Annotated in this window: 19 protein-coding genes; 10 read left to right on the top strand and 9 right to left on the bottom strand. The window is 68.9% G+C overall.

Annotated elements, in window-relative coordinates; genetic code table 11:
- Window positions 1–197 precede the first annotated feature (197 nt).
- Genes ACGFX9_RS21045 through ACGFX9_RS21035 form a run of 3 tightly spaced genes read left to right on the top strand, consistent with a single transcriptional unit; the run spans window position 198 to window position 1,815 of the window.
- Entirely contained in the window at window positions 198–452 is a 255-nt protein-coding gene (locus ACGFX9_RS21045; protein WP_393473784.1) for a hypothetical protein, read from the top strand.
- Window positions 424–939: a DUF6879 family protein gene (locus ACGFX9_RS21040; RefSeq protein WP_393473780.1), complete on the top strand. Its 516-nt coding sequence runs from the start codon at window positions 424–426 to the stop codon at window positions 937–939. The genes ACGFX9_RS21045 and ACGFX9_RS21040 overlap by 29 nt, the downstream gene beginning before the upstream one ends.
- A gap of 15 nt (window positions 940–954) precedes the next feature.
- Entirely contained in the window at window positions 955–1,815 is an 861-nt protein-coding gene (locus ACGFX9_RS21035; protein ID WP_393473777.1) for a helix-turn-helix domain-containing protein, read from the top strand.
- Between the two features lie 19 nt (window positions 1,816–1,834).
- On the opposite strand, the gene ACGFX9_RS21030 is transcribed toward ACGFX9_RS21035, so the two are convergent.
- Both ACGFX9_RS21030 and ACGFX9_RS21025 read right to left on the bottom strand, forming a co-directional pair.
- Complete coding sequence (locus tag ACGFX9_RS21030) at window positions 1,835–2,473, bottom strand: hypothetical protein (protein WP_393473774.1); 639 nt, start codon at window positions 2,471–2,473, stop codon at window positions 1,835–1,837.
- A gap of 352 nt (window positions 2,474–2,825) precedes the next feature.
- Window positions 2,826–4,841, bottom strand: a complete 2,016-nt coding sequence (locus tag ACGFX9_RS21025) for a thioredoxin domain-containing protein (protein WP_393473771.1) — start codon at window positions 4,839–4,841, stop codon at window positions 2,826–2,828.
- A 184-nt stretch (window positions 4,842–5,025) separates the two neighbouring features.
- Between ACGFX9_RS21025 and ACGFX9_RS21020 the strand changes: the two genes are divergently transcribed.
- Window positions 5,026–5,592: a Uma2 family endonuclease gene (locus ACGFX9_RS21020; RefSeq protein WP_393473768.1), complete on the top strand. Its 567-nt coding sequence runs from the start codon at window positions 5,026–5,028 to the stop codon at window positions 5,590–5,592.
- 50 nt (window positions 5,593–5,642) lie between these two features.
- On the opposite strand, the gene ACGFX9_RS21015 is transcribed toward ACGFX9_RS21020, so the two are convergent.
- On the bottom strand, window positions 5,643–6,368 hold the full coding sequence (locus ACGFX9_RS21015; protein WP_393473765.1) for a DUF4365 domain-containing protein: 726 nt from the start codon (window positions 6,366–6,368) through the stop codon (window positions 5,643–5,645).
- A 262-nt stretch (window positions 6,369–6,630) separates the two neighbouring features.
- On the opposite strand from ACGFX9_RS21015, the gene ACGFX9_RS21010 reads away from it, so the two are divergent.
- Window positions 6,631–9,834, top strand: coding sequence for a tetratricopeptide repeat protein (locus tag ACGFX9_RS21010; protein WP_393473762.1), 3,204 nt, complete (start codon window positions 6,631–6,633; stop codon window positions 9,832–9,834).
- Window positions 9,835–9,885: 51 nt separating this feature from the next.
- On the opposite strand, the gene ACGFX9_RS21005 is transcribed toward ACGFX9_RS21010, so the two are convergent.
- Window positions 9,886–10,140, bottom strand: coding sequence for a hypothetical protein (locus ACGFX9_RS21005; RefSeq protein ID WP_393474026.1), 255 nt, complete (start codon window positions 10,138–10,140; stop codon window positions 9,886–9,888).
- A 19-nt stretch (window positions 10,141–10,159) separates the two neighbouring features.
- The gene (gene mca, locus ACGFX9_RS21000) at window positions 10,160–11,020 is read right to left on the bottom strand and encodes a mycothiol conjugate amidase Mca (RefSeq protein WP_393474023.1); all 861 of its coding nucleotides are present in this window, start codon (window positions 11,018–11,020) and stop codon (window positions 10,160–10,162) included.
- A gap of 135 nt (window positions 11,021–11,155) precedes the next feature.
- Here mca and ACGFX9_RS20995 point away from each other — a divergent pair, with 135 nt between their 5' ends.
- Both ACGFX9_RS20995 and greA read left to right on the top strand, forming a co-directional pair.
- Window positions 11,156–11,563, top strand: coding sequence for a DUF4307 domain-containing protein (locus tag ACGFX9_RS20995; protein WP_393473759.1), 408 nt, complete (start codon window positions 11,156–11,158; stop codon window positions 11,561–11,563).
- 213 nt (window positions 11,564–11,776) lie between these two features.
- Entirely contained in the window at window positions 11,777–12,274 is a 498-nt protein-coding gene (greA, locus tag ACGFX9_RS20990; RefSeq protein ID WP_393473756.1) for a transcription elongation factor GreA, read from the top strand.
- 115 nt (window positions 12,275–12,389) lie between these two features.
- Here greA and ACGFX9_RS20985 read toward each other — a convergent pair whose 3' ends face one another.
- From ACGFX9_RS20985 to ilvA, 3 genes are all read right to left on the bottom strand, one after another.
- A complete protein-coding gene (locus tag ACGFX9_RS20985) occupies window positions 12,390–13,229 on the bottom strand; it encodes an ABC transporter permease (protein WP_393474020.1) in 840 nt (279 codons plus the stop codon).
- 14 nt (window positions 13,230–13,243) lie between these two features.
- Window positions 13,244–14,269 (bottom strand): ATP-binding cassette domain-containing protein, encoded by a 1,026-nt coding sequence (locus ACGFX9_RS20980; RefSeq protein WP_393473754.1) that lies wholly within the window; start codon window positions 14,267–14,269, stop codon window positions 13,244–13,246.
- 254 nt (window positions 14,270–14,523) lie between these two features.
- Complete coding sequence (gene ilvA / locus ACGFX9_RS20975) at window positions 14,524–15,753, bottom strand: threonine ammonia-lyase (protein ID WP_393473751.1); 1,230 nt, start codon at window positions 15,751–15,753, stop codon at window positions 14,524–14,526.
- A 145-nt stretch (window positions 15,754–15,898) separates the two neighbouring features.
- Between ilvA and ACGFX9_RS20970 the strand changes: the two genes are divergently transcribed.
- The 3 genes from ACGFX9_RS20970 to ACGFX9_RS20960 all read left to right on the top strand — a co-directional run bounded on the left by ACGFX9_RS20970 (window position 15,899) and on the right by ACGFX9_RS20960 (window position 17,266).
- A complete protein-coding gene (locus ACGFX9_RS20970; protein ID WP_393473749.1) occupies window positions 15,899–16,402 on the top strand; it encodes a MarR family winged helix-turn-helix transcriptional regulator in 504 nt (167 codons plus the stop codon).
- A 130-nt stretch (window positions 16,403–16,532) separates the two neighbouring features.
- Window positions 16,533–17,015, top strand: a complete 483-nt coding sequence (locus ACGFX9_RS20965; RefSeq protein WP_393473746.1) for a sigma factor-like helix-turn-helix DNA-binding protein — start codon at window positions 16,533–16,535, stop codon at window positions 17,013–17,015.
- The gene (locus ACGFX9_RS20960; RefSeq protein WP_393473743.1) at window positions 17,012–17,266 is read left to right on the top strand and encodes a hypothetical protein; all 255 of its coding nucleotides are present in this window, start codon (window positions 17,012–17,014) and stop codon (window positions 17,264–17,266) included. Before ACGFX9_RS20965 ends, ACGFX9_RS20960 begins: the two co-directional genes overlap by 4 nt.
- 9 nt (window positions 17,267–17,275) lie before the next feature.
- On the opposite strand, the gene ACGFX9_RS20955 is transcribed toward ACGFX9_RS20960, so the two are convergent.
- Window positions 17,276–18,430 carry a cystathionine gamma-synthase gene (locus ACGFX9_RS20955; RefSeq protein WP_393473740.1) on the bottom strand — a complete coding sequence of 385 codons (1,155 nt, stop codon included), beginning with the start codon at window positions 18,428–18,430 and terminating at the stop codon, window positions 17,276–17,278.
- Window positions 18,431–18,462: the final 32 nt, after the last annotated feature.

Below are 18,462 nucleotides of genomic sequence, written 5' to 3'. Positions count from 1 at the left end.
TCGCACTTGTCGTCATTTGCCGTCCCCTCGGTGCCGTCGCGGTACTGGCGACGCTAGGAGCTGGCTCACCTGTTACTCCACAAACTTGCATGCACTTGCACACTAATTCACCTAAGAGATGGGGGAGTTGACGCGATCTCCACTGTTCAGCGAAGCTCGTGCAAGCTCGAGCAACTGCCTAGTCCAGGGAGCCAGCCATGACCGTAGAGTTCGTTGGCATCGACCCCGACACCGACCGGGATCACTGCCCCACCGTGTGGGCGGACGCGGAAGCTCAGGAGATCTTGTTGCAGGGATGGAAGCCGAACGCGGAGACTCAGGCGCACTGCGAGGGCAGCAGCCCCGCTAATGGCTCGGTTCCCGACAGCGAAGCCATCGTCAGGATTCCGGCTCGGATGATTCCGTTGATCAGGGAGGCATGTGATGCCGTTGAACGTGCCCAACTTCGCTGAGTTGCTCGGCCGTTGCGAACGTTCCGCTGTCCATTTGGAGCTGCGTGACTCGTACGCCCCCACGGAGCGGTTCGAGGCGTGGCGGCGAGGGGCGCAGATCGACTGGGAGGACCGCGCGTCATGGTGGCATTCCTACGACCAGTTGATCAGCAACGCCGTGGCTCGGGGCGTGGTGATCCGCCGGGCACGAGTTGTCTCAGAGCCCGTATCCGAGTACATCCGGTGGGAGCACTACGTCACACACGCCAACGTCACCGCAGGCGAGGAGGTCCGGTGGCTGCCACGGCGACGTGCCACAGACATCCCACTGCCAGGGAATGACTTCTGGTTGTTCGACGGGGCGCTGCTTCGCGTGCACCACTTCTCGGGTGACGGTGTGGTCGTGGAAGACGAGATCACCAGCGTGCCGAAGACAGTGAAACTGTGCTCTGTTGCCTTTGAAGCGGTGTGGGAGCGAGCAGTCCCACACCACCTGTACGAGATCTGACCGAGGCCGGCTCCAATGTCCCTCCACCCTTCTTCGAGTGTGCAGAAAGCCCGCGAGGACCTCGCCGGCAGCCTGCGCGAGATCCGGAAAGATGCGGGGATCAGTGGGCGGGAGTTGGCTCTCAGGTGCAGTTGGTCGGAGTCGAAATCATCCCGGATCGAGAACGCCAAGACGCCTCCCTCCGATGCGGACATCAGGGCATGGTGCCGCGCCTGCGACGCCGACGAGCAAGCGCCTGACCTCATCGCATCCAACAGGCAGTCCGCTGACGCTCATGTCCAGTGGAAACGGCTCCAGCAGAGCGGCCTCCGGCACCTTCAAGAGTCCACGGAGAGCCTGTACCAGCGGACCCGAATGTTTCGGGTCTACGTCTCGGACGTGATCCCCGGGTTCCTCCAGACCCCCGGGTATGCCGCCGCCCTCCTGTCATCCATCGCGGACTTCCGCGGGACCCCAGATGATGTGAGTGATGCCGTGACGGCTCGAATAAGGCGCAACTCGGTGTTGAACAACGGGGCGCACCGCTTCTCGTTCGTTCTGGAGGAGTCGGTCTTGCGGTACCGGCTGTGCAGCAAGGAGACCATGGCAGGGCAGCTTGGCCACTTGCTCGGAGTGATGGATCTACAGAACGTTGCTGTCGGTATCGTCCCGCTCTCGGCGCAGCGGGCCGTATGGCCAATGCCAACTTTCACCATCTTCGACGGCACCAGGGTGCACGCGGACACACTGGATGCGGCTTCCACCCTCACCCAGCCCACTCAGGTCGAGTTGTACGCCCGAGCCTTCGAACGACTTTCTCAGGAAGCCGCGCGCGGGGCTGCCGCACGTTCTCTTGTGACGGGGGCATTGGCGTCCCTGGACCGAACAGCGCCGTGACGCATCCGGGGACATCTCGCTACGGCGCCTTATCCCACACTCGAACGTCCACGGTCACGGTGCCGTCTGTTGTATCCAATTTCCTGACCGTAACAATTGCCGCACGGCTAGCTGTGGTTGTTACGCAAAAGCTGCCCCCAACTGGGACACTGATGCTCGCCTTGGACTGCGTTTGGACCAGGAAAATGCAGTCGGCGGCATTCATCTCATCCCCTTGGTGGACGAGCGCCATCGATCCAGAAGAGAATACCGCATCCCTTCCTTCAGTTATACTTTCGAAAAGCGCGTCGGTTTGATCCCCCTCCTTCCTGGGAGGGGTCAGGTCCAGATCGTAGTCGTTGTCCGGTTCATATAAAAGCGATCCGGACCAGCGCTCGCCGATTGAGGCGGAGGCACTCGGCTGCTCGTCGGAAGATTCATTTGGTTCTGGCGCCTCACGAGTGGCAGTAGCGGTCACTGTGGTTGTAGCCGTTACTGTTTCAGGCGTGGCCGCAGGTGAATGAACACCAGCTGCCGGCAGACCGATGAATCCCACCAGGAACGTCAGAGCTGACACCGCGGCGGCGACGACAGAGGCTAAGGCGTTCCAGTGCTCTGGGGTTTTTGGTGGCCGTGGTGGGCGTGGGGGGCCGCCGGTTGTCGGGGCAGGATTGTTCATGCATACCTCCTGGGCGGACCTATTCCCATATGGTCCCACTCAAGCGTGTCGACGCACCCGTTCCGGAAATGCTTACACTTAGGAACGCCTTGGGTATGGCTAAATGCCGTCAGGCAGCAATTTCGGGACGCCCATCAAGCTGCGGACGATCGAACAGGCCAACCTTGGACGCACTCATGTCAAAATCAACGGCTTCGCTGACCTGGTCGCTTTCGCTAGTTTCTGAATCGCTGTCGGCCGGTCTTGGCGCCTCGCTTCCACGCCAGTGTGGAACATCGGGAAGGGGCGGGATCGGGGAAGCCCCGCAGGGCCAGCCCGAGCCCCGCCCTCACCCCCTCACCCCCTCACCCCCTCACCCCGAAAGCTTCGCCGCCAGCTCCCCCGCGTCAGTGGTAGGCGCGTCGCACACGAACCGTCGGCAGACATAAGCCGCCGGAAGCCCGCCGACCAGCCCCCTCCCCGTGAGCAGCGGAAGTTCGCCGCCCGTAGGGCCGACAGCGACGACCGCCCCGGGTGCCGTACCCAGCAGCGCGACCCGGTGCAGCTCGCCGCCCACCTCACCGATGACCGCGACCTCCCGCGGCCCGTCCAGCGCCGCCTCCGCCACCGCGAGCCCGTGCCCGATGAACCGCGGCGCCCGGGGCCCGAGGCCCTTCACCACGCCAAGCGCCCGCTCGGCGGCCCGCCGGTGGGGCTCCGCCCCGGTCTGCGCGGCGTACGAGAGAAGTGCGCCCGCGGCTGCCGTCCACCCGGACGGCACCGCGTTGTCCGTGGGGTCCTGCGGGCGGCGGATCAACTGCTCGGCGTCCGCCGCCGTGTCGTACAGAGAACCCGATTCCTCGTCCACGAACTGTCCGAGCACGTGGTCGAGGAGGAACCCGGCGAACTCCAGCCACACGCCCTCCCCCGTCACGGAGGCCAGCGCGAGGAATCCCTCCGCGACATCGGCGTAGTCCTCAAGGACACCGGCGTTCGCGCCCACCTGGCCGTCCTTGGATGTCCGCGCGAGCCGCGCACGCTCGTCCATGTGCACCCGTACAAGGAGATCCGCGGCGTCCACCGCCGCCGCCACCAGATCCGGTCGCTCGAAGTACGCGCCCACCTCCGCGAGCGCGGCGACAGCAAGGCCGTTCCAGGCGGCGACCACCTTGTCGTCACGGCCGGGGGCGGGGCGCTCCGCGCGCGCCGCGAGCAGTCGCTCCCGGATGGAGGCCAGTCGCGCGGCATCCACCATGCCGTCGTCCTGCGGGAGTTGGAGGACCGAGGCACCCTCCTCGAAGGTCCCCTCCGCCGTCACCCCGAAGTGCGCGGCGGCGACCTCCGCGTCCGCGTCGCCCAGCACCTCGCGCAACTGCTCCGGTGTCCATACGTAGTACGCGCCCTCGACATGCTTGCCGGCGGCGGCGTCCTCGCTGTCCGCGTCGAGCGCGGAGGCGAACCCGCCCTCGTTCGTGCGCAGTTCACGCACCATGAAGTCGGCGGTCTCCAGCGCCACACGCCGCGCGAGCTCCGAACCCGTGGCCCGCCACAGGTGGGCGTAGACGCGGCAGAGCAGCGCGTTGTCGTACAGCATCTTCTCGAAGTGGGGCACGATCCACTCGCGGTCCACGGAGTAGCGGGCGAACCCGCCGCCCAACTGGTCGTAGATCCCGCCGCGCGCCATCCGCTCGCAGGTGTCGGCCGCCATCTGCAGCGCGCCCTGCGCGCCCGTGCGGGCGTAGTGCCGCAGCAAGAACTCCACAGCCATGGACGGCGGGAACTTGGGCGCGCCCCCGAAGCCGCCCCTCGCCTCGTCGTAGTCCCGCGTCAGGCCGAGCAGCGCCTGGGCCAGTTCGTTCTCGCCGGGCAGTTCGCCCGCGCCGAACGCCAGCTGCCGGTCGGCGAGGTCCTTGACGATCTTCCCGGCGACCTCGGCGACCTCGTCACGCCGGTCCTGCCAGGCCCGGTGGACACCGTCGGCCACCTGCTGGAAGGAGGGCATGCCGTGGCGCGGCTCGGGCGGGAAATACGTACCGAAGTAGAAGGGCTCGGCGTCGGGCGTCAGGAAAACCGTCATGGGCCAGCCGCCCTGCCCGGTCGCGGCCTGCACCGCCTCCATGTAGACGGCGTCGATGTCGGGCCGCTCCTCGCGGTCGACCTTGATGTTGACGAAGTGCTCGTTCAGATAGGCGGCGGTCCGCTCGTCCTCGAAGGACTCGTGCGCCATGACGTGACACCAGTGGCACGCCGAGTAGCCGACTGACAGCAGCACGGGGACGTCGCGCCGCCGCGCTTCCTCGAAAGCCCCCGGTTCCCAGGGCCACCAGTCGACCGGATTGTCAGCGTGCTGAAGCAGATACGGCGAGGTCACGCCAGCTAGCCGGTTCATGCGCCCCAGCGTCTCACAGTGCCCATTCCTGTCGGCGAAGCCCGCGCGGCTCCCACCCGCTTCGGCCGAGCTGCACTGGTGCGCCATCACGTGGGGGACGACAAATCGGCGCCCCGGCATCCCAGAACAGTAGGCTGAGCCCAGCAGCGCTGGAACTGTTAAGGCTCCTCGAAGGAGGCACATCATGACCGCCGAGATGGTGGCGCCCGCGTGGATGCACACCCAGATCAGCGCGGAGCAGTACGACTCCTGGTCCGAGGAGCAGTGCGCCGGCATTGAGATCGTGGACGGGATGGTCGTCGTGAGCCCGAGCGCGTCCAAGCGGCACAACCGGCTGGCCCGAATCCTGGCCAATGCCCTGGACGCCGCCGCAGGCCCGGACTGGAACGCCGACACGGACTTTGACGTCCGTCTGCAGGACGTTCCGCTCACCAACCGCCGTCCGGACGTCGTCGTCTACCGGGCGGAGACCATCGACCTCACGCCCACCCGCCCCGAACACGTACTCCTGGTCGTCGAGGTCGTGTCGCCTGGTTCGGAGACCACCGACCGGATCGTGAAGGTGGACCAGTACGCCAAGGCCGGCATCCCCTTCTACTGGCGTATCGAACAGGCCGCCACCGGTGTCCCCATCATCTACACCTACGTCCTCGACCCCGCCACCAAGGCCTACAGGGACGGCGAGATGTTCACCGGCGTGATCAAGGCCGCGGCGCCCTTCTCCGTCACCGTCGACCTGGGAACCATCTGACGGCGCTGGGACCCGGCAGCCTGGGACCGGGACGCGAACAGCCCAGCGGGTCAGACACTTTGCTCGGCCGGCCGACGCCACCACTCCGTGGATTTGAAGCACCCCATGAGCCAGTGCGCTTCCGCACTGTTCAAAATGACATTGCCGATCATCGGGATGGGATCGAAGCGGAGCATCCGCTCCTGAACACGCACCGGATCCCAGTCGAGATCATGATGAAGCAGGACTGCGAACGGCTCCCCACGCTGCTGCCAGAAGATCATGGGCTCGCCGTACTCGTTCTCGAAGGGTTTGACGATGTCGTTCGGGGCGAACACAACGTCCGCCATGTCCGCCCACCGGCCCACCCCTTGACGCTCCCAAACCAGAGAGTTCCGGATGCTCTGCACGAAAGTCCCGATGGACGCGTCGTCCAGCACCGACTCCCGTGAGACAACAACAGACTTCAACGTCTTGCGCAGCGCTTCGGCTCGGCGGAGCTGACGGGTCGCATTGGCCCACAAGAGGCCGCCTCGTTCAGGATCATGGACTACACAGAACACCGGAAGGCTGCCATCGCGCCAATTGCTCCCGTGATCCCCGACTCGGACACGATGGCCCCTCCTGGTACGCGTCGAGACCCCGCCCTTGACCTGCACAGCCATGGAGTCCGCAGTTCGCCGGCCGTCCTGCACGAAGGTGACGTGCAGGTCCTCGCCATGGTCGTTACCGCCGTCGACCTCCTGCACGATGTGCCGATGCTTCTCCAGGAGTGCACGCACCTCATTCACGGCCATACGTCCAACACGCCGACTCTCGGGCACCTTCGGCATTCCGCCCCCTCTTGATCTACGGGGCCAAGTAGCACCGCCGCCCCCACACCCTCCACCTCATCTAACGCCTCAGCCGACCAGAACCACCAGTCAACGGGGTTCTCCGCGTGCGGCAGGGAATGATCCCGCGCGCTTCCACGTGATCCGCCGACTCCCTCGCATCAGAGCGCCGTACGCAGGACACTTGGCACCGGCAGGCGACACATGCTCTCTGAGGGGGACCCATATGCGGGACAGCCATCGGGCCGAAGCCGAGCGGCTGTTGGTGCGGGCGGTGGAGGAAGAGGTGCGGCGCGCCGGTGGGCGGGTCGACGGTGGGGTGTTGCTCTCGCGGGCCCGGGGTGCGCTGGACGCCATGGGGCAGACCGCCGACGAGGAGTACGCCGCGTATACGCGGGCCGTCGACGAATCGGTGGCCGGGCAGCTCTCCTTCGGGCAGCGGTATGCCAAGGAGGGGGCCGGAACTCCCCTGCTGGTGGCCGCCGTTGCGGCCGTGGGCGCGTGTCTCGCCGACCTCGCGCTCGGGACCGGGGCCTCGACCGCCATGGGTGCGGGCGCCGCCGTCGCCGTCGTCGGCGCCGCCACCACCGTCCTGAAGGTCACCGCCTCCCACGTGCCCGCGGCCAGCCGCCGCGCCGGTGCCCTCAGCCAGCCGGGCGGGCCCGAGCAGCTGCGGCTGCAGTGGCTGACGGCCCTTGAGGTGCGAGGCATCCGGCCCTTCCTCGACCAGCAGCGGGTCCTACAGGCATCATCCGGCCAGCAGAAGGGGGCGCCCCGGCTGCGGGGCACGGACAAGAGCGCGGCGGCCCGCAGGCGCACCGTCCTGGAGCAGTCCTTCGGCCAACTGCCGGAAGCGGAGGGGCCGTTCGCAGGGCGGCGCCCCGAGCTCGCCCGCGTCGCCCAGTGGGTGCACGCCGCGCGGGCGAGCACCGAGACCCGGCCCACCGTGGTCGTGCTGCACGGAGCGCCCGGCTCCGGGCGCTCCTCGCTCGCCGTGCGTGCCGCGCACGATCTGCGGGACCAGTTCCGCGGCGCCTGCGTCGTGGACCTGCGGGGCGACAGCTCCCAGCCGCTGTCCACGCGGGACGCGCTCCTGCATCTGCTGAATCGATTGGGCGCCCCGCGCGAGCAGTTGCTGTTCCGGGAGCGTTCCTCACCGGAGCAGCAGGTGAAGCGGCTCAGCGAGCTCTACCACCAGTATCTGACCGGCCTCGCCGTCACCGTCGTACTCGATGACGCGAGCGACCCGGAGCAGGTGCGCACCCTGGTGCCCGAGCGCTCCGACAGCCTCGTCCTCGTCACCGCCCGTGGGCCACTCGAACTCCCCGCCGACCTCCCCGCCTGGGTGCACCAGCTGCCCGTGGAGCCGCTGGACGCGGCGGGCGCGGAGGAGGTGCTGCGGGGCTCGGCGCAGGACGCCTCCGGGCCCTACGACGCCGAATCCACCGACGCGGTGCGGGAGTTGTGCGGCGGGCTGCCGCTCGCCCTGCGCGTCGCCGGTTCCTCGCTCGGGGCGCGTACGCCGAGTCAGCTGGCCACCGACCTCGCCGCGTACGGCCCCTCCGAGAAGACCTCGCCCGTCGAGCGCGTCCTGTGGCTTCGCTACACCGACCAGCCCGAGCCCGCGCGCCGCCTCCTGCGCAGACTCGCCCTCGCCGGGCGCGCCTCCCTGGGCGCCGCTGCCGCCGCCGCCCTGCTCGGCGCCGACGGGAACGAGGCGGCACGCCAGCTGACCGCGCTCTCCCGCGCGGGCCTCGTCGACCACGTGCGCGGCAGCCGCTACCGCCTGCACGATCTCGTACGGGCCTTCGCGCTGGCCCGGCTCATCGACGAGGAGGAGCCCGGGGAGCGCACGGCCGCGCAGGAGCGGCTGATCGTCAGCTACAGCGAACTCGCCGGTTCGGTGATCCGCCTGGTCGACGGCAAGATGTCGACGCGGGCAGGCCAGTTCGACGGGCACGGTTTCTCCTCGCTGGACGCCGCCCTGCGGTGGCTGGACGACGAGTCGAGCTTCATCACGGCGGCCCTGCGGCACGCGGAGGGCGTGAACCAGGAGGCGGTGCTCAACCTCCTGGGCGCACTGTGCGACTACTGCCTGCTGCGCGGCGACCTCTACCGCCTGGGCGAGATCAGCGAGCTGACGCAGGCCGTCGACCAGGGGCTCCTCACACGAAGCGTGCGGTGGCGCACGGGCATCGCGTCCCGGCAGCTCGGCGAGCTCGACCAGGCGCGCACGACCCTGTCGTCGGTGGTGGACCTGTACTTCGAGGCCCAGCAGGACGCGGGCGCCGCCCTCGCCCTGTGCTCCCTCGGGATCACGCTGCACCACCAGGGCAATCTGACGGAGGCGGCGGCCCGGCTGCGCGAGGCGCTCGATCTGCAGGCCTCCGACGAGCTGGCCGGCGACCGCGCCTGGACGATGCACGCCCTCGCGGCGGTCGAGCGGGACCGCGCCCACCTCGCCGACGCGCTCCAGCTCCTACAGGCCTCGCTCGCCCTGCACCGCGAGAACGACTCCCTGCACGGCGAGGCGTGGGCGCACTTCCAGCTCGGTCAGCTGTGCCTGCGCATGGGCGACGTACCGCGCGCGGAGGAGGAGCTGCGCGCGGCCCTGGACCGCTACGGTCGTACGCGCGACGGCCGCGGCGAGGCGTGGGCGCTGACGCAGCTGGCGCGGGCCCGTCTGGTGGACGGCGACGCGTCGGCCGCCGCCGACGGGCTGCGGCAGGCGGTGTCCCGGCACCGCGACAACGAGGACGCGCGCGGCGAGGCGTGGAGCGTCTACTACCTGGGGCAGGCCCTGGAGGAGACGGGCAGCCTCGACCAGGCGGTGCGCGAGCTGGAGCGCTCACGGACGATGTTCTCGCGGATGCGGGACGTGTACGGCCTGGCCTGCGCGCGGCACCACTCGGCGCGGGTCACCCGCGACCAGCGCGCCGCCCAGACGGGCTCGCTGCGCAACTCCGGCTTCGCCCGCCAGCTCCTGGTGGACGCCCGCGCCGACTTCCAGCGCATCGGGGTCGCGCACGGCGAGGCGTGGACCTGCCTGGAGCTCGCGGTCGTGGACGCGGGGAACACCCGCGCCCAGCAGGCGCTCGCCCTGTGCGACGAGGCGGTGGCGCTGTTCGCCTCGTACGGCGACCGCCGGGGCGAGGACTGGGCCCGTTTCCTGCGCTGCACCCTGCTGCCCTACGCCTCACCCGGCGGCTTCGAGATCGGCACCGCCGTCGCCCAGGAGGAGCTCAGCCAGCTGGCCCGCGCCGGTCACCCGACGCGCGACGGCAAGCTGGACGACTACATGGAGGCGTACGGCCTCCTCCTGGAGCGCGGCGCCGACCTGGAGGCCGGCTGGCAGGCCTGGCGCCTCGGGATGGTCCCGAGCCGCCATGCGCGGGAGGTCATGGGCGTCCCCGTCCACGCCAGTCACTGACCGGCGGGGGCCTGCGGGGCTGGCGGGGAGCGGCGGAGAGCGGCGGGGCGCTCAGCCTGCCTTCGCCTCTGAGGACTTCGCGGACTCTGCGGACTTCGCGGACTTCGCGGCCTTCGCGTCCGGTGACTCCTCGGAGTCACCGGAGTCATCGGAGTCCTTGAAGTCGACCTTCCGCATGTGCTTGTTCATCGACTTCATCAGCCCCCACACGGCGAGAGCCATCACCGCGAAGACGATGAAGCCGAGAACACCCGGAGTCACCTTGTCATCGTCGACCTCTTTGGCGAGAGGGACGAGATGCGTCATTGCCAGATGTGCGTTCACGCTAGGCATTGTCGCGGATGCCCGCAAAGAGGTCGTCCTCGGGGAGGGATGTATCGACGAGCGACTTCGCGAGCTCGTACTCCTCCGTGGGCCAGACCTCCTTCTGGAGCTCCATCGGCACCCGGAACCAGCCGCCCTCGGGGTCGATCTGCGTGGCGTGGGCGATCAGCGCCCGGTCGCGGACCTCGTAGAAGTCGGCGCACGGAACATGCGTGGTCAGCGTGCGCTCGACCCGCTCGAACTCATCCCACCGCTTGAGCCAGTCCCCGTACGGCGATTCCAGGCCCTTGTCGAGCATCGCCTGGTGCAGCGCCTCGGTGCGCGGCCGGTTGAAGCCCTGGTTGTAGTAGAGCTTCTGCGGCTGGAAGGCCGGGCCGAACTCGCTCTCCGGGTACTTCTCGCGGTCCGCCGCACCTTCGAAGGCCACCATCGAGATCTTGTGGGTCATGATGTGGTCGGGGTGCGGATAGCCGCCGTTCTCGTCGTAGGTCGTGATGACCTGCGGACGGAAGGAGCGGATCTGCCGGACCAGCTCACCGGCCGCCTTGTCGACGTCCTCCAAGGCGAAGCAGCCCTCGGGAAGCGGCGGCAGCGGGTCGCCCTCGGGCAGACCGGAGTCGACGAAACCGAGCCAGTCCTGCTTGACGCCGAGGATCTCGCGGGCCTCGTCCATCTCCTTCCTGCGCACCTCGTGGATGTTCTCCTGGATGTAGGTGTCCCCCTGGAGCTTGGGGTTGAGGATGTCGCCGCGCTCCCCACCCGTGCAGGTCACGACATGCACGTCCACCCCCTCGGACACGTACTTGGCCATGGTGGCCGCGCCCTTCGACGACTCATCGTCGGGGTGGGCGTGAACGGCCATCAGTCGCAGCTGCTCAGTCAAGACTCGTTCCTCAGTCATCCGGCGCCCTGGTCAATTCATCGCAATGGGCGGCTTCTATAGTGACGGAACCGGGGGGCGGAAAATTCCGGCATCCCTGTTTCCTGGAGGACGATCATGACGGCCGTCAGCGAGAAGGTCCCCGAGGGCCGATACGGCCGCTCGCGCTCGGCCGACGAGCAGGCGGACCGGAAGCTCAAGATCTTGGGCGGAATTCTCGGTGCGACCCTCCTCGTGATCGTCGGTTGGTTCGGCTACGACTACGTCGCCGGTTCCAAGGTCAGCGGCGAAGTGATCAAGTTCGATGTCGTCTCGGACAGCGCGGTCGAGGTGCACCTTGAGGTGCGCAAGGACGCGGACGCCAAGGGCTACTGCACCCTGCGCTCGCAGGCCGAGGACGGCGAAGAGGTCGGCCGCGCGGACTTCCGCTTCGACCAGGACTCGGGCCGGATCGACAAGGTCGTCACGCTCCGTACCAAGGCGCGCGGGACGAGCGCCGAGCTGCTCGGCTGCCACTCGGACTGACCGCTGACTGACCGCTGACCGACCCCTCGCGTCACGCTGACCAGCCGACGCCCCGTGTGCACCGGCCCTCACCTGCGTTGACGTATTTCTGATGGCTTATGTCCTCCCCCTCGGGCGCCTGAATTGTTAGGCTCGTGGTTTCGCCCACCCGTGAGGGAACATCCTTCTGGGTAGGGCGATGCTTTGTATTCCCAGTACCTACGAGGAGCACCTGTGACCCAGACCAGCGAGAACGTCACCTGGCTGACCCAGGAGGCGTACAACCAGCTCAAGGCCGAGCTGGAGTACCTGTCTGGTCCTGCGCGCACCGAGATCGCTACGAAGATCGCGGCGGCACGTGAGGAGGGCGACCTGCGCGAGAACGGCGGGTACCACGCGGCCAAGGAGGAGCAGGGCAAGCAGGAGCTCCGCGTCCGCCAGCTGACCCAGCTCCTTGAGCATGCCAAGGTCGGTGAGGCGCCGGCCGCGGACGGCGCGGTGGCGCCCGGCATGGTCGTGACGATCGCCTTTGACGGTGACGAGGACGACACCCTGGACTTCCTGCTCGCCTCGCGCGAGTACGCGAGCTCCGACATCGAGACGTATTCGCCGCAGTCCCCGCTCGGCAGCGGCGTGAACGGCAAGAAGATCGGCGAGGACGCGCAGTACGAACTGCCGAACGGCAAGCTCGCCTCGGTGAAGATCCTTGAGGCGAAGCCGTACCAGGCCTGAGGCCTCTTCGGTTGCTGCGGAAGGCTCCTGGCGCTTGAAGCGCCGGGGGCCTTTCGCGTACGCGGGTGGTGGTGACGGGTGGTGTTAATGGGGCGGGTGGTGGTGGTGCCGACGGTCAGGCCGTCGCCGAGCGGTACTTGCGGACCGACAGGGTGCGGAAGACCACGATGATCAGGATCGAGTAGATCACCGAGGCCCAGACCGGATGCTGCATGGGCCAGGCCGTGGACGTGGAGACACCTGGATTGCCGAAGAGCTCCCGGCAGGCCTGGACGGTCGCGCTGAAGGGGTTCCAGTCGGCGACATGCCGCAGCCAGGGCGTCAGCTTGCCGGAGTCCACGAACGCGTTCGAGATGAACGTGACCGGGAAGAGCCAGATCAGGCCGCCGGACGTCGCCGCCTCCGGGGTGCGGACCGAGAGGCCGATGAGCGCACCGACCCAGGTGAAGGCATAGCCGAGCAGGAGCAGCAGGCCGAAGGCACCGAGCGCCTTGCCGATCCCCTCGTGGATGCGCCAGCCGACCAGGAGCGCCACTATCGCGAGGACGAGCAGCGTCAGGGCCGTCTGCACGAGGTCCGCGATGGTGCGGCCGGTAAGGACCGCGCCGCGCGCCATGGGCAGCGAGCGGAAGCGGTCGATGAGGCCCTTGTGCATGTCGTCGGCGATACCGGCTCCGGCGCCCGCGGTGGCGAACGTGACGGTCTGCGCGAAGATGCCCGCCATCAGGAAGTTGCGGTAGACCGATGGGTCGGTGGTGGACCCGATCTGCATCGATCCGCCGAATACGTAGCTGAACATCACCACGAACATGATCGGCTGGATCAGGCCGAAGATGATCATCTCCGGTATCCGGGACATCCGGATGAGGTTGCGTTTGGCGACGACCAGGGAGTCCCTGACGGACTGGCCGATGCCGCCCGCGGGTCTGGGACCCGCGGTGGGTTTGGTCACGATGCCGGTCGCGCTGCTCACTTGTCGGCCTCCGTCTTGAGCTCGGGCTTCGAGTCCTTCTGACCGTCTGCCGGGCCGTCCGCCTGGCCGTTGGTCTCCTCGACCTCGGCCACGTGGCCGGTCAGCGAGATGAACACGTCGTCGAGGGTCGGGCGGCGAAGACCGATGTCGTCGATCTCGACGCCGCGGGTGTCCAGGTCACGGATGACCTCGGCGAGCAGCTTGGCGCCGCCGGAGACCGGGACCGTGAGCTTGCGGGTGTGGTTCTCGACGGCGACCTCGCCCTTGCCGAGGCCGCGCAGCACCTCGGCGGCCGTGGTGATGTCCTCGCGCTCGTGCACCACGACCTCGACGCGCTCGCCGCCCGTACGCGCCTTGAGCTGGTCGGAGGTGCCGCGGGCGATGACCCGGCCGTGGTCGACGACGCAGATGTCATGCGCCAGGTGGTCGGCCTCTTCGAGGTACTGGGTGGTGAGCAGCAGGGTCGTGCCGCCCGCGACGAGCTCCTGGATGACCTCCCAGAGCTGCTGCCTGTTGCGCGGGTCGAGGCCCGTGGTCGGCTCGTCCATGAACATCACCGGGGGCGACACGACGAGCGCCGCCGCGAGGTCGAGACGGCGCCGCATGCCTCCCGAATACGTCTTGGAGGGGCGGTCCGCCGCATCGGCGAGGTTGAACCGGTCGAGCAGCTCGGCCGCCCTGACCTTCGCCTCTTTGGCCCTCATCTGGTAGAGCTGGCCCACCATCTGGAGGTTCTCGCGGCCGGTCAGATACTCGTCGACGGCGGCGAACTGGCCGGAGAGACCGATCGAGCGCCGCACTTCGTTCGGATGTTTCTGTACGTCGATGCCCGCGACGAACGCCTTGCCGCGGTCCGGCGTCAGAAGCGTCGTCAGGCAGCGCACCGCCGTGGTCTTGCCCGCTCCGTTCGGCCCGAGGAGGCCGAGCACGGTGCCTTCCGGGACATCCAGATCGACGCCGTCCAGAGCCCTTACGTCGCCGAAGGTCTTCACCAGGCCTTCGGCATAGATGGCGCCTGGCATGTGAGTCCCCCAGTGGTTTGGGTGAGTTCCTACGGAAAAGCTTAGATTTGCCGGGTTCCGAGCGCCCGGTGACCAGTGACGTGACGATCAGTGACGCGAACCAATGACGCGACCAGTGATGTGAGACACACCATAACGCGATACATCGCGTCTCCTCAAGGGGATCGGCGAAGCCTGTGGAAAACGCAAAATAGCGGGGGAACTGCCGTGCGCGCACGGCAATTTCGCTGCCGTCACCCCGCGCGCGCCACCCGTCAGTCGATGACGGTGTAGCCCGCCTCGCGGAGCGCGGCGCCGACCTCGGCGCAGTGCACAGGGCCCTTGGTCTCCAGCTGCAACTCCACCTCCACCTCCGTGAGTCCGAGGCGCGGATCGGTCCGCACGTGGCTCACGTCAAGGACGTTGGCGTCCACCACTGACAACACCCCGAGGAGCGTGGCCAGGGCCCCCGGCCGGTCCGTGAGACGCAGGCGCAGCGACAGATACCGGCCCGCCGCCGCCATGCCGTGACGCAGGATCCGCTGCATCAGGAGCGGATCCACATTGCCGCCCGACAGGAGCGCAACCACGGGCCCACGGAAGTCCTGCGGCCGGCTCAGGAGGGCCGCGACGGGGCTCGCGCCCGCGGGCTCCACGACCATCTTGGCCCGCTCCAGGCAGAGCAGCAGCGCGCTGGACAGCTCGTCCTCGGAGACGGTGACGATGTCGTCCAGCAGGTCGTCGATGATCTTGAACGGCACATCGCCGGGGCGCCCGACCTTGATGCCGTCGGCCATCGTCACCGGGTTCTCGATCGACACCGGATGCCCGGCCGCGAGCGAGGGCGGATACGCCGCCGAGCCCGCCGCCTGCACGCCTATCACCTTGACGTCCGGGCGCAGCGCCTTGACCGCGACCGCGATACCCGCGGCTAGACCGCCGCCGCCGACGCCGAGGACCAGCGTGCGCAGCTCGGGGCACTGCTCCAGGATCTCCAGGCCCACCGTGCCCTGCCCCGCGATGATGTCGGGGTGGTCGAAGGGGTGGATGAAGACGGCGCCCGTCTCGTGCGCGTGCTCCTGCGCGGCGGCCAGCGTCTCGTCGACCACCTGGCCGTGCATCCGCACGTCCGCGCCGTAGTCACGGGTCGCCGCGACCTTGGGCAGCGGCGCGCCCACCGGCATGAACACCGTGGACCGCACGCCGAGCAGCGAGGACGCCAGGGCAACACCCTGCGCGTGATTGCCCGCGCTCGCGGCGACCACGCCCGCCGCGCGCTCCTCGGGGAGCAGGCCCGCGATCCGTACGTACGCCCCGCGCAGCTTGAAGGAGCCGGTCCGCTGGAGGTTCTCGCACTTGAGGTGGACCGGCGAGCCGACCAGCTGTGACAGGTGCCTGCTGCCTTCCATCGCCGTCACCCTGGACACCCCGGAGAGCATCTTCTGGGCGCCGCGCACATCGTCGAGGGTGACCGAAGGCAAGGAGTGAGGCGTGCGGTAGCTCATGACCGCAAGTCTCGCAGTTCACAGCGGGGTCCTCCTGCGGTGACCACGGTCCGAGACTGGTTTGCGCAGCGCTGGTACGCCTCGCGTCCCAGCCGCGTACCCTGTCCCCCAACCCATCGCCCTCGCATGAAGTGAGCCCCCGGCCATGCCCACAACTCCGGACATGACGACCGCCAGCGATCCCGGCCTCCTCGATTCGCTGCAGCACCAGGTGGCGGTGTTCGCCCGCCGTGCGGAGCAGACGCGCCTCGGCGGCGTCGGACAGGTCCGCAACTCCATGGACCGCGCCGCCTACCTGCTGCTCAACCGCCTCGACAAGGAGGGGCCGATGGGCGTCAAGGCACTCGCGGCGAGCATGGGCATCGACTCCTCGACGGTCACCCGGCAGGTCGCCCCGCTCGTCGACACGGGGCTCGTCAAGCGCACCTCGCACCCCGAGGACGGCCGCGCCGTGGTGCTCCAGCTGTCGCCACGCGGCGAGGCACGCCTCAACGAGGTGCGGTCCTCGCGCCGCGATCTCATGGCGGAGCTGACGGGCGACTGGTCCCCGGAGGAGCGCGAAAGCTTCTGCACGCTCCTGACGCGCTTCAACTCAGCGCTCTCGGCCCGCCAGACGTCCCAGGCCCCTCCCGAGGCACCTGCTTCTTGAGCCCGGCGCCTACGGAGGCGCCCCGCTTCCCGACACCGGCCCGCTCCGGTGGTGCCCGCCTCTTGACCCCGGACACCCGGCTGGCCTCATATGAGACCGGGGGCCCGTCCCCCTTCAGGCGGGAGGCGCGGTGCGCGGACGGCAGGCGTTTGTTGACGCCCGCCGGGCCCGGGAGTTCGAAGCGTTCGTCGCGGGCGCGGCAGGGCGGCTGCTGCATGCGGCGACGCTGCTCACCACCGAACCACCGGACGCCAATCCACGCGCGCGCGGCCTGCTCACGGCGTCCCTCGCGCATTCGTACGCGACCTGGGACCGGATGCGCGGCGAGGACCCCTACGACCGCACCCGCCAGCAGCTGGCCGTCCGCTTCGCCCGCGGGGCCTGGCGGCGGCACCGCAGCCACGGCGGCCTCCTGGCCCGGCTCACGCCCCAGGAACGGCTCATCCTCGTACTGCGGCTCTACGAAGGTGTGGCCGAGGAACAGACCGCGGCGCTCCTCGGCCTGCCCGCCGAGCGGGTCGGCGCGATCTTCGCCCGCGCGATGGAGACGGTCCTGCATCCGCCGCGCGGCCCCGCGCCGACGCGCGCCCTGGGGGAGGCGGCACCGTCATGAGCCAGTTCGACCGCAAGGAGAACGCTGTCCGCCTGCTTCTGGACAGCGGCGCACCCCCCTCGGTGCCGACCGAGCTCTATGAGGAGGCGGTCCGCCGCGGCGGACGCATGCTGCGCCACAGAAGGGCCCTGCGCCGGCTGCTGTGGCTCCTGCTGCTCGCGGCGGCGGTCACCTTCGTCATCTGGGCGTCCGTCGCGCAGCCCTGGGTGGAGCCGCCGTCGAACACGACCCCACCCCTGACCCGCTGGTAGCCCCGGCGCTTAGCCCAGCGCCTGCTGCAGGTCCGCCATCAGGTCGTCGGCGGCCTCGATGCCCACCGAGAGCCGCACCAGGTCCCCCGGTACCTCCAGCGCCGAGCCCACCACCGAGGCGTGCGTCATCCGCCCCGGGTGCTCGATCAGGGACTCCACACCGCCCAGCGACTCCCCCAGGGTGAACAGCTTCGAACGGTCGCAGACGGCGACCGCGGCTTCCTCGCCCCCGGCGACCTGGAAGGACACCATCCCGCCGAACGCCTTCATCTGCTTGGCCGCGGTCTCGTGACCGGGGTGCTCCGGGAGCCCCGGGTAGAGAACGCGCGTCACGCGCGCGTGCCGGGTCAGCATCTCGGCGATCTTCGTCGCGTTCTCGCTGTGCCGGTCCATCCGGACGGCCAGCGTCTTGATGCCGCGAAGCACCAGCCACGCGTCGAAGGGCCCGGCGACCGCGCCCATCGCGTTCTGGTGGTACGCCAACTCCTCGCCCAGCTCGGGGTCGTTGACGACGAGCGCGCCACCCACGACGTCCGAGTGCCCGCCCATGTACTTCGTCAGCGAGTGGACGACGACGTCCGCGCCGAGCGCGAGCGGCTGCTGGAGGTAAGGGCTCGCGAAGGTGTTGTCGACGACGAGGCGGACCCCCGCGTCCTTGGCGACCTGGGCGACGGCCGCGATGTCGGTGATGCCGAGCAGCGGGTTGGAGGGGGTCTCCACCCAGATCGCCTTCGTACGGTCGGTCAGCGCGGCCCGTACCGCCGCCGGGTCGGAGGTGTCGGCGACCGACCACTCGACGCCCCACCGCGAGACGACCTTCGCGAAGAGCCGGAACGTGCCGCCGTACGCGTCATTGGGGATCACCACGTGGTCTCCGGGACCCAGCAGCGTACGCAGCAGGCAGTCCTCGGCGGCGAGGCCCGACGCGAAGGCGAGGCCGCGGCTGCCGCCCTCCAGCGCGGCCAGGTTCTCTTCCAGGGCGGTACGGGTGGGGTTGGCGCTGCGGCTGTATTCGTAGCCGCCGCGCAGCCCGCCGACGCCGTCCTGCTTGTACGTCGACACCTGGTAGATCGGCGGTACGACGGCGCCCGTGAGCGGGTCGGCGGTGTTGCCCGCGTGGATCGCGACGGTCTCGAAACTCTGGCTGCTGAACGTGTCACTCATGCGGCCAGAGCCTAGTCCGGGACGGGCGGCGC

Origin of the sequence: Streptomyces sp. NPDC048436 (assembly GCF_043200355.1) — a bacterium.
In the GTDB taxonomy this organism is placed as follows: Bacteria; Actinomycetota; Actinomycetes; order Streptomycetales; family Streptomycetaceae; genus Streptomyces.
Note: the sequence above shows the minus strand (reverse complement) of the source record. Positions and strands in the feature narration are given on the sequence as shown.